The sequence below is a fragment of the Paraburkholderia sp. BL21I4N1 genome, assembly GCF_002973525.1.
Lineage (GTDB): Bacteria > Pseudomonadota > Gammaproteobacteria > Burkholderiales > Burkholderiaceae > Paraburkholderia.
Window position 1 is genome coordinate 1 of sequence record NZ_PVEN01000009.1, and the last position, 13101, is coordinate 13101.

Genomic DNA, 13101 nt, shown 5'->3' on the forward strand with positions numbered 1-13101 from the left:
ACAAGTCATGCCTGATGACCATAGCGAGTCGGTACCACCCCTTCCCATCCCGAACAGGACCGTGAAACGACTCCACGCCGATGATAGTGCGGATTGCCCGTGTGAAAGTAGGTAATCGTCAGGCTCCCCTGCAGAAAACAGAAACCCCACCCCCAAAAGGTGGGGTTTCTGCGTTTACGGCAGGGGAAATGCGCAATCACCCGTCGCATGCCGCAGCAAAACTCCACGATCAAGCTTTACTCCCTCCCAAGCGTGCAGAAGAAGCGCGAAGATTCATGCGCGCCCAAGAATAACTCGCATGAATTACCTCGCGCTCAGCGCCAACCATCCAACGCAGCACCGCCTTAAACAACGCCTGCGGCGCACATCGCTAGCTCGATCACTGCTAGCTAGATTCCCCCGCATCGCTTGCGCCTGCCGGAACCGTCGCATCAATAGCCATCTGGCCGACTTCCGCCAGCAGCGCTTCATCGCGTGCAATTACTTTCGGTAGGTGTGTGCGCAGGAACTCAACCCACGTCCGCGTTTTCGCGTCGATAAACTTACGCGACGGATACAGCGCATAAACATTCATCTTCTGCAGCGTATATTCGGGCAAAACACGCACTAGCGTACCATCACGCAATCCCGAAATCGCCGCGTAAAGCGGGACCATACCGATCCCCATTCCCTCGCGAATCGCCACAATCAGCGACTCCGCGATGTTGACGTGCACCGGCCCATTCACTTCCATCATCTCGCTGCCATTCGGGCCGTCGAGCACCCAATCGTGAGGCGGAAAAGCCGGCGTGTGCAAAATCAGACATTCGTGATGCGCAAGGTCCGCAGGCTTTTGCGGTGCGCCATGCGTGCGCACGTAAGCCGGCGACGCGCACAAAATGCTAAACGTCGTTCCCAGCGGCAGCGACACGAGATCTGAATTGGGTAGCGTCGACGCGCCGATCACCGCAACGTCGGCACTGCCTTCGAACAGATCGGGCATGCGTTGCGACAAAGTCAACTCGACAGTCACCTCCGGATATTGCGCGCGATAGCGCGAAATGGCCGGCAGCACGTAGTGTTGGCCGATGCTGGCAAAACTATGCATGCGCAGCGCGCCGCTTGGCCGCTCGTGTGCGCAACTCGCTTCTTCTTCCGCAGTGCCGACATCGGCGAGGATCTGCTGACATCTTGCTAGATAACGTTCGCCGGCCGTGGTGAGGGCGAGTCGTCGCGTTGAACGGTTTAGCAGGCGGGTGCGCAGGTGAGCTTCGAGTTCCGAGACGGCGCGGGACATTGCACCGGTCGTCGAGCTGAGCGACTGCGCGGCGCCGGTAAAACTACCGGCTTCGACCACGCGCACGAACACTCGCATATTTTGTAACGTATCCATCGATCCTTCTATTTCACGGCTGAAGCCGTATTGTCCGCCTGCCGGGCAAGCGCATTGTTGTTCGTTCTGGAAGGGACGTTTCGCCGCAGTCCTCTTAATGTGCGCATTGCAGGCTCCTACAATCGGCGCCTGGCTTGCCGGTGCGAACCTGCATCATCCGGTTCACCGGCGCTTCTCTTTGTGGCAAACCCGAGCGCACCGCTTTCCGATGAAACGTCAACATGCGATCAGACCGACGGCGGGCTTCCGCCGGCAGTGGAACGTTATGTTGCACAGACTCAGTCCGGCGTTTCGCGATTGGCTGAACAGCGACGGTCTGATCGGGCTGCATCTGCTGAAAACCGTCGCGGCCGGTCTGTTGGCGCTGGGCATTGCGATGCTGCTGGATCTGCCGCAACCGCGCATTGCCATGACGACGGTGTTCGTGCTGATGCAGCCGTTCAGCGGCATGGTGCTCGCGAAGAGTTTCTACCGGATTCTCGGCACCGCGGTGGGCACGCTCGCCGCGCTCGCGCTCGGCGCGTTGTTCGTCCAGCAGCCCGAGTTGTACATGATCGGCATGATCGGCTGGGTGAGCGCGTGTATCGCGGCGGCGGTCCGGTATCGGCATTTCAGGTGGTACGGCTTCGTGCTGGCGGGTTATACCGCCGCGCTGATCGGTATTCCGAACGTCACGACGCCGCCCGATCTGTTTCTGGCGGCACTCACGCGCGCGGCGGAGGTGGCGGTCGGCATTGTGTGTTCGAGCGCGGTGAGCGCGTTGATCGTGCCACAGCGATCCAGTCTGGCGCTGCGGCGCGCGCTGCAAATCCGTTACGCAAATTTTACTTCGTTCGCTGCGGACGTGCTGAATCGCGGCATCGAGCGAGGTCAGTTCGAGCGGCGTTTCGCGGACCTCGTCGACGAAATCGTCGGCTTCGAAGCAAGCCGTACGTTCGCCACTTTCGAAGATCCGGCGATGCGTTCACGCAGTCAGCATCTCGGCCGGTTAAACGGCGAATTCATGGATGCCTGCGCGCGTCTGCATGCACTGCATCAACTGCTTAAACGTCTGCGAGCCAATGGATCGGAGTCGAACGTCGGCGCGATAAGGCCGTATTTCGACGAGCTTGCCGCGCTCCTTTCGCCGCCCGCCAGCACGCTCGCGATGGCCGATGCGACGGGCGTCGCAAGTCGCTTGCGGCTGTTTCAGGCGAGCTTGCCGCGTCGCGTGCGTGAAACAAGGCGGCCGCTGGAGGCCACGCCCACGGAGTCGCTGGCCGACTTCGATACATCGGTGGAACTGTTGTACCGCTTCGTCGATGAATGGATCCGCTATTCGGAGACTTACGCGTCGTTAGCCGTGCGGCGCAAGCCGGTGGAGACGCGGCAACGTCATGCTAGCCGCTACGTGAGCAAGACGAACGGTTTTGTCGTCGCGTTCACCTTTATCCGCTCCGCGGCGGTGATGGCGATCGTCGGCTGGTTCTGGATCGAGACCGACTGGCCGAGCGGCGGGCTTGCCGTGATCGGGGCGGCACTGGCTTGCGCGCTGACGTCCACTGCGCCGAATCCATCGAAGATGGCCATGCAAATGGCGGCCGGCGCCGTCCTGGCCACCATGACGGGTTACCTCTTCACATGCTACGTGTATCCGAATATCGACGGCTTCCCATTGCTTTGCGCGACGCTCGCGCCCGTGCTGGCGCTGGGCGCATTCATCGCGACGCGTAAGCGCGCGGTGGGGTACGGCATCGGCTTTTCGGTGTTCTTCTGCCTACTTGCCGGACCGGACAATGTCGTGACGTATGCGCCGGATTTGCTGATCAACAACGGCATCGCGTTGACCGCGTCGATGCTGGTGGCAGCGTTGGCCTTTGCGGTGATTTTGCCTGCGGATATGCCCTGGCTCGTCGAACGGATCATGGGCGATTTGCGCGCGCAAGTCGTGTCCGCGTGCAACGACGCATTGCCCGGTCTCAACCAGCGTTTTCAGTCGAGCACGCATGACCTGACCGCCCAGTTGCGCATGCTGCTGACGCGGCGTTCGAGACGTCGACGGGATGCGTTGCGCTGGATGCTCGCGACGCTCGAAGTAGGGCACGCAGTCATCGATCTGCGCAACGAAGGGGCGCGTGCTGCTTATGCCGCGGCGCTTCATCCGCGCTGGAGCGCTTCCCTCGAGCGCACTTACGACGACCTAGCTCGGCTCTTCGCGCGCCCGAATGCGCAGGCGCTCGAACGTGCGTTGGTGTCTGTTCGCGCCGCGACCTGGATCGCGCAGGATGTTCTAGGCACCGTGCATGCCGAGCGCGATAAGCGTCATGACGTGCAGCGGATTCTGAGCTGTCTGCACTTCATTCGTACGGCGTTGCTCGACAAGGACGCGCCTTTCAATGCGTGAAGATTGCGGCCGCGTGGCTCGTGCGGTCGAACGGCGTGCGTCGGCGGATAGGCTATTGCCAGTGCCCGGCGAGACAACCCCGGCGACGCGGACCCCGCACAAGCATCACCCCCATGCCTCGGCACGAGCCCATTTCGATCCTTCCTCCAGATGGAAATATCACTTCCACCTAGCCCCGTTTATCTGCGGGGACCGCAGCCATATAGTTTCATCACTGCCACGCAGTCGCCACAAGTCGCCGCCGAGCAGTAACCGTAAGTCCTGGAGAACGAAATGAACGTGTTGAAGATTGCCCTGATTGCCTGCTCTTTGTCCGCAGTTGTTGCCCATGCACAAACGGCACCGGCCGCCCCCGAACAACAGCTTGCCCAAACGGGCGCGCAGCGCGCCAATGGTGTCGCCGGGCAAGGCCGCATCGCCTTACCGGCCGCTAAAGCGAACGCCAAGTCCGAAGAGTGCGTCGGCCCAGTGAGCTTCTGCAATCTCTACTTCGGCAGCTAAACAGCGCCACGTGTAACGCATGCCGTAACTGCAAGACCCGTCGCGCGAATGATCGCGCGGCAAAGCGCCCGACCGCGAGGCCGTTGCAAGCTGACGCCGCGGTCGGTGCGACAAACCGGCTACCGAGCGGAGCGTACCGCAGATGTGCGCACCGGTAGACTGGACTGGTGACTATGGAGAGACTCAGTTTCATGTACCAAGACCGGATTCGCTGTGCCGCGTTGCGCGGAAAAATCACGTCGGCCGCCGAGGCGGCGCTGCTGATTCAGGACGGCATGCGCGTCGGCGCCAGCGGCTTCACGCGCGCGGGCGACGCGAAGGCCGTTCCCGTTGCGCTCGCCGAACGGGTGCGCCAGCAAGGCAAGCCGCTGCAGATCACATTGATGACGGGCGCATCGCTCGGTCACGACGTGGACCGCATGCTCACCGAGGCGCGCGTGCTGGCGCGCCGTTTGCCGTTCCAGGTCGACAAGACCTTGCGCGATGCGATCAATCGCGGCGAAGTGATGTTCGTCGATCAGCATCTGTCCGAAACGGTCGAAATGCTGCGGGCAAACCAACTCGGCAAACTCGACGTCGCCATTATCGAAGCCGCCGCGATCACCGAGACCGGCGGCATTGTGCCGACCACCTCGGTCGGCAATTCGGCCAGCTTCGCGATTCTCGCGGACAAGGTGATCGTCGAGATCAATCTCGCGCAGCCGCTCGCGCTCGAAGGCTTGCACGACATCTGGATTCCGGGCCGCCGGCCGCACCGCGAGCCGCTGCCGATCATGTCCGCGCGAGACCGCGTCGGTACGCCGGCGATCGAGATTCCGTTCGAAAAAATCGCGGCGATCGTGATCACCGATATGGCCGACAGTCCGTCCACCGTGCTGCCGGCCGACACGGAAACCGAGTTGATCGCCGGTCATCTGATCGAATTCTTCCAGCATGAAGTGACGCTCGGGCGCATGCCCAAAAACCTGCCGCCGTTGCAGGCCGGTATCGGCACGATTGCCAACTCGGTGCTGGCCGGTTTCGTCGATGCGCCGTTCGAGCCGTTCGAAATCTACTCGGAAGTGCTGCAGGATTCCACCTTCGATCTGATGGACGCCGGCAAGGTCACGTTTGCGTCCGGCGCGTCGATCACGTTGTCGGCCGCACGCCAGGCGCAGGTGTTCGGCGAGCTCGAACGTTATCGCGATCGCCTCGTTCTGCGTCCGCAGGAAGTCAGCAACCACCCTGAAGTGATTCGCCGGCTCGGTTTGATTGCGTTGAATACCGCGCTGGAATTCGACATTTACGGCAACGTGAATTCGACCCACGTGGGCGGCACGCACATGATGAACGGCATAGGCGGCTCGGGCGACTTCTCGCGTAATGCATCGTGCGCGATCTTCGCCACCAAATCGATGGCGAAAGGCGGCCGCATTTCCAGCGTGGTGCCGATGGTGCCGCATTGCGATCACAACGAACACGACGTGGACGTCGTCGTGACGGAACAGGGGTTGGCCGATCTGCGCGGATTGGCGCCGCGGGAACGCGCGGCCTTGATTATCGAGAACTGTACGCATCCGCTCTATCGCGATCTGCTGCGCGACTACTATCGGGACGCTTTGAAGTGGGGGGGGCAAACACCGCACCAGTTGGATCAGGCATTCGCCTGGCATATCCGGCTGCGCGATACCGGCTCGATGTTGCCGGTGGAAGAGGCGGGGCTTTGACTTTGAAAATCAGTTGGCCTGGCTAGCGCTGTAAGCCATGCCGGCGTCAGACGGCCTTCGCCGCTGACGCCGTTAAATCAGATGCGGTACTCAGGCGCCTCGTCTGACGAGCCGGATAAGAAACAGCAGAATGACCGCGCCGATCACCGCCGTGATGATCGAACCGATCCAGCCGCCGCCCAGCGAGATATGCAGCACGCCGGCGAGCCAGCCGCCGATGAACGCGCCGACGATCCCGACGATGATGTCGACGATCAGGCCGAAGCCGCCGCCCTTGACGAGCACGCCTGCCAGCCAGCCAGCGATCGCGCCGATGATGAGCCATGCAATGATGCCGTGTTCCATAATCGAGACTCCCTAGTTGAGTGTGAAAAATTCACGGTGACAGAGCTTAGTCGAAGCTTATGGGACAGTCCATATTCAGGACGCGGAATTAACATTGTCTGAATCTATTGCAAGCTAAGTGTAGACGATGCGCGCGAATATGGGGGACTTACACGCGACGCTCATTCAGGCGTGGGCTCCGCTTCCCTCGCGGTCCAACTGACGCTGGACACGCTCTTTTCCATGCTGATGCGACTGGCCATCTGCTCCAGCTTCGACTGATCCTTGGGATGCAGCTTGACGATCGCGGTAACGCGAATGCGTTGCGAATCGTCGTCGACGTCTTCGCTCGTCAGGCTTTGAAACGACAGCGGCGTGGAATACATCGAGTTGGAGACGGCGGTGCGAATGTGGATCTCGTCGGCCTCGCGGCAGACGATCGTCAGCACATACTCGCGTACCAGATCCGCGTTGGACACCGGCGTGGCGTTGATCATACGGCTGACTTCGCGCAGCACAGTGTTGGTCAGCAGCACGACCGCCGTGCCGGCCAGTGCCGGTCCGTAGTGCCCCGCGCCGCACAGCACGCCTACCGCGGCCGAGCACCATAAGGTCGCCGCGGTGTTGATCCCCTGAATGGAACCCTTGTCGCGCATGATTACGCCGCCGCCGAGAAAGCCGACGCCGGACACCACATACGCCGCGATCTGCGTGATGCCGGCGGTGCCGTTGCCGGTCAGCACGCCGAGCGTAACGAACAGGCACGCACCGCTCGCGACCAGCGTGATGGTGCGCAGGCCGGCATTGCGCTGCCGCATCTGCCGTTCGAGGCCGATCGCGACGCCGCAGGCGAAAGCGGCGAGCAGCCGCCAGACGAATTCGATTGTCATGGTTAAGAAAGGTTGAGGCGCGTGTTCGCACAGTGTGAACCCAACGCATGACAGCAGCACGCTTTCCTCGATGGAACGCGGCGGCGGACAGGCGTGACGAAGCGCGCGCAAGCGAGGCTTGCGGTGCTGTAATGCATCGGTGTCGGCATGGCGTCGAGCCACGCGGCACTTCACTGGCAGTACGAGACTATCAACGCGAGACTATCAACGCGAGGGAATCGACGACGTGCACCGTCGGCCCGAAGGCAAGACGGCGACAGAAAAAGACTGACGCGGAAATCTTGCCGATCAGGCGATCGGGCGAATCGAAGCTCGACTGGTACAACTGCTACTGTCCAAGATCGTGATTCCGGTTAATTGAACTGGCCGAATTTTAGGCAGCTCTGCAAAATTAAGTCAAGCTGCGCCGACGCGTGATGGAGAACGTTTTGTCGTGGCCCTGGGAAGAGTGAGGTGGTACATACGGAATTATCCGTGCATCAATACGGACTCCGAATGTTGACGAAGGTCGTCTCGGAAAACAGACTATTCGCTCGCTCCCAAACGCGTCGTGCTCGCGTCGCGCAACTGCTACGGCGCCACCCATCCGCACGGCGTCGCCCGTTTATCGCCGTTCATTCCAATCGAGGAAACTATGAAAGCTAAAGCTCTTGGCGTCGTTGCCGGTGCGTTGATCGCAGCCGCGCCGCTCGCTTCGTTCGCCGCCGGTCTGCCCGCGCCGTTTGAAGGCAGCAGCACGCTGCAGGCGGACGGTCTCGTGAAATCGGTCGACCAGGTGAAACATTCGGTGACCGTGCTCGACGCGCAGGGCGGCGAAGCGTCGTTCGATATCACCGACCCGGCCAGCCTCGCGCAGATCAGGCAGGGCGGCAAGGTTCACATCCGGATGGTGCGCAATGCGATGGTCAGCGTGACGCGCGGTGCGGACGGTCACGGTGCCGGTGCCGGCGCGCAGAGCGCGCAGTCGAACACGATTCATAACGTGACCGCCGAGGTCCAAACCATCGACCATGCGTCCGGCATCATGGCGCTGAAGAGCCCGAACGGCGCGGTGTTTCATATCCAGGGCCGCGAACCGGCCAAGGTCGCCAGCGTGACGCCGGGTATGCAGGTGGTGGTGTCGTTCGCGCAGCAGGTCGACGTGGCGGTGTCGCCCGCGCAGTAAGCTTCGGCTTACGGGTCAGTCCGGCTCGCCGGGAACGAGACGCAGGCGCGTGATTTCAGACGGCGCGCCGAGACGCTTCGGCGGGCCCCAATAGCCGGTGCCGCGGCTCGTATAGACCCACAGACCGTTCAGGCGGGCGAGGCCGGCCGTGAACGGCTGCTGGAATCGCACGAAGAAGTTCCACGGGAAGAACTGGCCGCCGTGCGTATGCCCTGACAGTTGCAGCGTGAAGCCCGCGGCGGCCGCGGCTTCGGCTGAACGCGGCTGGTGCGCGAGCAGCACCTTGATCACTACGTCGCCCGGTGCGCCGGCCAGTGCCGCAACCGGATCGCTGCGATGCAGCGGATCGTGATGTCCCGCCGAATAGTCGGTCACGCCGGCAATCACGGCGCGTGCGCCGTCATGATCCACGATCACATGCTCGTTGAGCAGCACGTTGAGGCCCAGGCGCCGGAACTCGTCGATCCACGCATTCGCGCCCGCATAGTATTCGTGATTGCCGGTCACGAGAAACGCGCCATGACGCGCGCTGAGACGTGACAACGGCTGGGTGTGCCGGGTCAATTGCGGCACGCTACCGTCCACGACGTCGCCGGTCACGGCAATCAGATCGGGCTTCAGCCGATTGACCGCGTCGACGATCGCATCGACATAGCGGTGCTTGATGGTCGGGCCAACATGAATGTCGCTGATCTGGACGATCGTGAAGCCGTCGAGCGCGGGCGGCAAATCGTCGATCGGTACGTCGATCGTGACTACCTTCGCGCGGCGGCGGGCGTTGAAGAGGCCAACCAGCGTCGAGAGCAAGGCGAGCAGCGGCACTGCCGCAGCCGAGCCCGTGCGCCAATGCGCGATGTTGATCGTGTTCGGCCAGATCGCATCGACGGTGAGCAGCGAGGCGAGCATCAGATCGCGGGCGAAGGTCAGCACCAGCAGCGACGAGAAGAAGCCCATCGCCAGCAGGCCGACCCACGCGAGCCGGTCACCGAGCGGCTGCCGTTTGATCGTGCGCGCCAGCATGCCGAGCGGGATCAGGAAGATCGACAGCACGAGCCACAATGCGCACAGCCAGCGGCCGGTGGTGTCGACCGGCATGTCCGGAATCAGACGTAAGCCGACGTAGATATGCAGCAGGATGCCAATGAGGATGATGCGGACAAGAAACGATGAGCGGCGCATAGGGAGCACAAAGGCGGGAAGGGGCCGGCGCGAGCGGATGACCGGCGGCGACTCGCCGGCCGCGCTAACGTCGTGCCGAACGAGTCGAATCATTCTACCGGCATGCGCATCGGCTTGCCGGCGGTGCCAAATTCGCTGCCGCATCGGTCCCACGGCGCTTTCGGGGTGCGGTCAGAGAAGTCTGTCGCATCGCAGCATTCACGGTGGTTTCCGGCGCCATCTGATTGCCGCGGCAACCTAATTAAATGGGCTTTGAATTGTGTCCGCGCGTGGACTATGCTCAAAAAGAACCGCCTCGTATCAGGGGTGACCGCGCGTGCAGACGCGGCCATGCGGCGGTTCGCGCCAGTTGGATGGGGCGCCGGAACAGGGCGAAGCGGGAGGGGCATCATGAGACTGCTCAGATCAGACAATGAGTTGCATCACGGGCACCACGCCCATCATGTCGGGCGTGAGGGCAAGCGTGTGATGCTACCGCTCGTCGTCATCTCGCTGATGGCGATCGGCTTGTATTACAGCGTTCGCGGCATCGACTTTTCCGAGCTGGGCCGCAGCGCGCTGTTCGATGTCGTGATGCTCTGCGTGGCGCTGGGTATCGCGGGCTTGTTCGGCGTCGTCGGCGCATGGGTGCGTTCGAATGGCGACGACGCCGGCGAAGGCGAAGGTTTCTGCTTCGTCGGCGCATTGATCGGCGCCGTGGTGTTCTACGTCGCGCTGTTCAGTTGAGCGCGACGCCGTTCTCCACCTCTACGTATCAGACGATCTGGGCGGCTTCGTCGAATGCGAAGCGCGGGCTGCGCGCGAACAGTTTCGACGCATCGCCATAGCCCAGATTGATCAGGAAATTCGACTTGACGGTCGTGCCGGCAAAGAACGCTTCGTCGACCTTGGCGGCGTCGAAACCGGACATCGCGCCCGTGTCCAGACCGAGTGCCCGCGCGGCGAGAATCAGGTAGCCGCCTTGCAGCGTCGAATTGCGAAAGGCTGTGTCCGCGATCGACTTGTCGTTGCCGACGAACCAGCTGCGCGCGTCCGCGTGCGGAAACAGTTTCGGCAGGTGCTCGTAAAACGCCATGTCCATTCCGACGATCACCGTGACCGGCGCGGCCATGGTTTTGTCGAGATTGCCCGCCGACAAGGCCGGGCGCAGCTTTTCCTTGGCTTCCGGCGTTTTGACGAACACGAAGCGGCCGGGGCTCGAATTGGCCGAGGTCGGGCCGAGCAACACCAGTTCGGTGAGCTGCCTGAGCACGGCATCGTCGACCGGTTTGGCCTGCCAGCCGTTATGCGTGCGCGCTTCGCGAAAGAGTTGAGCGAGTGCCTGGTCGGATAGCATCATGGTGAAAGTCCTTGAAAGGTCTAAGAAGTTAAAGGCATGAACCGATTAATCCGGATGAAGCCAGCGGATGACAGCGCAAGCCGCGCGTATCAACGGCGTCTTCGGTGCCGCCATCATAGCCAAGGTTTCTACACGCACGCGCTTTGCGTGCGCCTTCGTTCCAGCGTCAGCATTCACATACGTATTGGTATCAGGCCATCTCATGACGGATCTTTTCGCGGGTTCCGCCGACTCCCTGCCGACGCCCGACGTCGACTGGTATCCCGACTGGCTAACGCCCGCCCGCGCGGCGCAGGTTTTGACGCAGCTAATCGACGAAATCGCCTGGCGTCAGGACGTGATCGGCACGCCCGCCGGTCGCGTGCCGCTGCCGCGTTTGACGGCGTGGCAGGGCGAGCCGGACGCCGTCTATGTCTACTCGGGCATTCGCAACGTGCCGCAACCGTGGACGTCGGCCGTTGCGGAACTCAAGGCCGCGGTGGAGGCAGTCTGCGAGACGCGTTTCAACAGCGTGCTGATTAACCGCTATCGCAGCGGCACCGACAGCATGGGTTGGCACGCGGATCGCGAACCTGAACTCGGCGCGCGTCCGGTGATCGCGTCGGTGAGTTTGGGTGTGGCGCGCACATTCGATTTGCGCCACAACAAAACCGGCGTCGTGCAGTCGTTTTCGCTGAAGGGCGGCAGCCTGCTCGTGATGAAGGGCGACACGCAGGCGGACTGGCGGCATCGGGTGCCGAAGGAGCCGCGCGTGGCCGGCGAGCGGATCAATCTGACGTTTCGCTGGGTGACGCCGAGGTGAGGCGCTGCCCGCTTGAGCGGGTTCGCGGCGCTTGCCGTTAAGGCGAGGAATCGGTGGCGGCGTATCTCATCTTGGTCTGCGGCAAGGACCGCCAACCGGCTTCGAGCCGGATCCGCTCACTCATACCAAAATTGGTATCGCCAACGCGAATCATAGGATTGGACGGTTAACGCCCCACACACTACGCTACATCACGATCCACCCACCGTGAGGGCTGCAAGCACCGGGCAGGTTCGATGGATCGCCGACACTACAACGATCAGGAGACAGTCATGGCGAATACACGACGCGCCGCATGTCGTGCGTTGGGCGCGCTCGCGTTCTGCGCGGGCATCGGTACGCTAGCGCTGACCGCGCCGGGCGCTTACGCGCAAGACAAACAGATCACCCTCGGTTTCGCGCAGGTCGGCGCGGAAAGCGCATGGCGAACGGCCAATACCGAGTCGGTGAAGTCGGCGGCGGCGGACGCGAAGATCAAGCTCAAATTCTCGGACGCCCAGCAGAAGCAGGAAAACCAGATCAAGGCGATCCGCTCTTATATCGCGCAAAAGGTCGATGTGATCGCGTTCTCGCCGGTCGTCGAATCCGGCTGGGAGCCGGTGCTGCTTGAAGCGAAAGCCGCGAAGATTCCGGTGATCCTGACCGATCGCAACATCGACGTAAAAGACACCTCGCTGTACGTGACGATGATCGGCTCCGACTTCATGGAAGAAGGGCGTCGCGGTGGGCATTGGCTCGAAGATCACTATAAAAGCGAGCAAGGGCCTGTCAACATCGCCGAACTGCAGGGAACGGTCGGGTCGGCGCCGGCCAACGACCGGCATTCCGGCCTGCTGGAGGTGATCAAGAACGATCCCAAATTTAAGATCATCGCGTCGCAAAGCGGCGACTTCACCCTGGCCGGCGGCAAGCAGGTCATGGAAGCGTTTATAAAAACTTATGGAAATAAAATAAATGTAGTTTATGCGCATAACGACGATATGGCGCTCGGCGCCATCCAGGCGATGGAGGAGGCCGGCATGCATCCGGGCAAGGACATCACCGTCGTTTCGTTCGATGCCACCAAGGGCGGCTTCCAGGCGATGGCTGCCGGCAAGATGAACGTCGACGTGGAGTGCAGTCCGTTGCTGGGACCGCAGTTGATGTCGGCGGTGAAGGACGTCGTGGCCGGCAAGCCGTTGCCCAAGCGCATTCTCACGCAGGAGACGGTGTTCCCGATGAGCGTCGCTGCGCAGACGCTGCCGACGCGTAAATACTGAGGCTGATGCCGACCCGACAAAGTCCTCAGGGTTACTGAGGAACGGCGGGACATGGCAAGCGAAGTGTGGATTGAGCGAAAAGGTTTCTCCAGCGGTGCCTGGCCGCCCGGTTGCTTCGGCAGCGGGCGGTCTATTTTCCGGTGAAGGTTGCGCGGAAGGCCGCGAAGAATCCCGTATGCCG

Annotated in this window: 12 protein-coding genes and 1 rRNA gene; 8 read left to right on the forward strand and 5 right to left on the reverse strand. The window is 62.0% G+C overall.

The features are described from left to right. The first annotated feature begins 10 nt into the window (after positions 1 to 10). Positions 11 to 124 (forward strand): 5S ribosomal RNA (gene rrf, locus B0G83_RS22230). Positions 125 to 385: 261 nt separating this feature from the next. Here rrf and B0G83_RS22235 read toward each other — a convergent pair. Continuing rightward, entirely contained in the window at positions 386 to 1372 is a 987-nt protein-coding gene (locus B0G83_RS22235; RefSeq protein ID WP_105509566.1) for a LysR family transcriptional regulator, read from the reverse strand. A gap of 208 nt (positions 1373 to 1580) precedes the next feature. On the opposite strand from B0G83_RS22235, the gene B0G83_RS22240 reads away from it, so the two are divergent. The 3 genes from B0G83_RS22240 to B0G83_RS22250 all read left to right on the forward strand — a co-directional run bounded on the left by B0G83_RS22240 (position 1581) and on the right by B0G83_RS22250 (position 5962). Continuing rightward, positions 1581 to 3755 (forward strand): FUSC family protein, encoded by a 2175-nt coding sequence (locus tag B0G83_RS22240; protein WP_105509567.1) that lies wholly within the window; start codon positions 1581 to 1583, stop codon positions 3753 to 3755. A 273-nt stretch (positions 3756 to 4028) separates the two neighbouring features. Continuing rightward, the gene (locus tag B0G83_RS22245; RefSeq protein WP_105509568.1) at positions 4029 to 4256 is read left to right on the forward strand and encodes a hypothetical protein; all 228 of its coding nucleotides are present in this window, start codon (positions 4029 to 4031) and stop codon (positions 4254 to 4256) included. Positions 4257 to 4447: 191 nt separating this feature from the next. Beyond that, positions 4448 to 5962 carry an acetyl-CoA hydrolase/transferase family protein gene (locus B0G83_RS22250; protein WP_105509569.1) on the forward strand — a complete coding sequence of 505 codons (1515 nt, stop codon included), beginning with the start codon at positions 4448 to 4450 and terminating at the stop codon, positions 5960 to 5962. A 90-nt stretch (positions 5963 to 6052) separates the two neighbouring features. Here the strand turns inward: B0G83_RS22250 and B0G83_RS22255 are convergent, their stop codons facing one another. Further along, positions 6053 to 6307 (reverse strand): GlsB/YeaQ/YmgE family stress response membrane protein, encoded by a 255-nt coding sequence (locus tag B0G83_RS22255; protein ID WP_105509570.1) that lies wholly within the window; start codon positions 6305 to 6307, stop codon positions 6053 to 6055. A gap of 161 nt (positions 6308 to 6468) precedes the next feature. Beyond that, the gene (locus B0G83_RS22260; protein WP_105509571.1) at positions 6469 to 7176 is read right to left on the reverse strand and encodes an MgtC/SapB family protein; all 708 of its coding nucleotides are present in this window, start codon (positions 7174 to 7176) and stop codon (positions 6469 to 6471) included. Between the two features lie 634 nt (positions 7177 to 7810). Here B0G83_RS22260 and B0G83_RS22265 point away from each other — a divergent pair. After that, the gene (locus B0G83_RS22265) at positions 7811 to 8341 is read left to right on the forward strand and encodes a hypothetical protein (RefSeq protein WP_105509776.1); all 531 of its coding nucleotides are present in this window, start codon (positions 7811 to 7813) and stop codon (positions 8339 to 8341) included. A 15-nt stretch (positions 8342 to 8356) separates the two neighbouring features. On the opposite strand, the gene B0G83_RS22270 is transcribed toward B0G83_RS22265, so the two are convergent. Then, entirely contained in the window at positions 8357 to 9520 is a 1164-nt protein-coding gene (locus B0G83_RS22270; protein ID WP_105509572.1) for a metallophosphoesterase, read from the reverse strand. Positions 9521 to 9910: 390 nt separating this feature from the next. Here B0G83_RS22270 and B0G83_RS22275 point away from each other — a divergent pair, with 390 nt between their 5' ends. Next, the gene (locus B0G83_RS22275) at positions 9911 to 10246 is read left to right on the forward strand and encodes a hypothetical protein (RefSeq protein WP_105509573.1); all 336 of its coding nucleotides are present in this window, start codon (positions 9911 to 9913) and stop codon (positions 10244 to 10246) included. A gap of 28 nt (positions 10247 to 10274) precedes the next feature. Here the strand turns inward: B0G83_RS22275 and B0G83_RS22280 are convergent, their stop codons facing one another. Further along, a complete protein-coding gene (locus B0G83_RS22280; RefSeq protein WP_105509574.1) occupies positions 10275 to 10859 on the reverse strand; it encodes a malonic semialdehyde reductase in 585 nt (194 codons plus the stop codon). Between the two features lie 202 nt (positions 10860 to 11061). On the opposite strand from B0G83_RS22280, the gene B0G83_RS22285 reads away from it, so the two are divergent. After that, a complete protein-coding gene (locus B0G83_RS22285; RefSeq protein WP_105509575.1) occupies positions 11062 to 11661 on the forward strand; it encodes an alpha-ketoglutarate-dependent dioxygenase AlkB in 600 nt (199 codons plus the stop codon). Between the two features lie 272 nt (positions 11662 to 11933). After that, positions 11934 to 12920, forward strand: coding sequence for an ABC transporter substrate-binding protein (locus B0G83_RS22290; RefSeq protein ID WP_105509576.1), 987 nt, complete (start codon positions 11934 to 11936; stop codon positions 12918 to 12920). The last annotated feature ends 181 nt before the right edge of the window (positions 12921 to 13101 follow it).

Coding starts and splice junctions, on each gene's coding strand:
- B0G83_RS22235 (WP_105509566.1), bottom strand. CDS start 1,372: ATGGATACGTTACAAAATATGCGAGTGTTCGTGCGCGTGGTCGAAGCC.
- B0G83_RS22240 (WP_105509567.1), top strand. CDS start 1,581: ATGAAACGTCAACATGCGATCAGACCGACGGCGGGCTTCCGCCGGCAG.
- B0G83_RS22245 (WP_105509568.1), top strand. CDS start 4,029: ATGAACGTGTTGAAGATTGCCCTGATTGCCTGCTCTTTGTCCGCAGTT.
- B0G83_RS22250 (WP_105509569.1), top strand. CDS start 4,448: ATGTACCAAGACCGGATTCGCTGTGCCGCGTTGCGCGGAAAAATCACG.
- B0G83_RS22255 (WP_105509570.1), bottom strand. CDS start 6,307: ATGGAACACGGCATCATTGCATGGCTCATCATCGGCGCGATCGCTGGC.
- B0G83_RS22260 (WP_105509571.1), bottom strand. CDS start 7,176: ATGACAATCGAATTCGTCTGGCGGCTGCTCGCCGCTTTCGCCTGCGGC.
- B0G83_RS22265 (WP_105509776.1), top strand. CDS start 7,811: ATGAAAGCTAAAGCTCTTGGCGTCGTTGCCGGTGCGTTGATCGCAGCC.
- B0G83_RS22270 (WP_105509572.1), bottom strand. CDS start 9,520: ATGCGCCGCTCATCGTTTCTTGTCCGCATCATCCTCATTGGCATCCTG.
- B0G83_RS22275 (WP_105509573.1), top strand. CDS start 9,911: ATGAGACTGCTCAGATCAGACAATGAGTTGCATCACGGGCACCACGCC.
- B0G83_RS22280 (WP_105509574.1), bottom strand. CDS start 10,859: ATGATGCTATCCGACCAGGCACTCGCTCAACTCTTTCGCGAAGCGCGC.
- B0G83_RS22285 (WP_105509575.1), top strand. CDS start 11,062: ATGACGGATCTTTTCGCGGGTTCCGCCGACTCCCTGCCGACGCCCGAC.
- B0G83_RS22290 (WP_105509576.1), top strand. CDS start 11,934: ATGGCGAATACACGACGCGCCGCATGTCGTGCGTTGGGCGCGCTCGCG.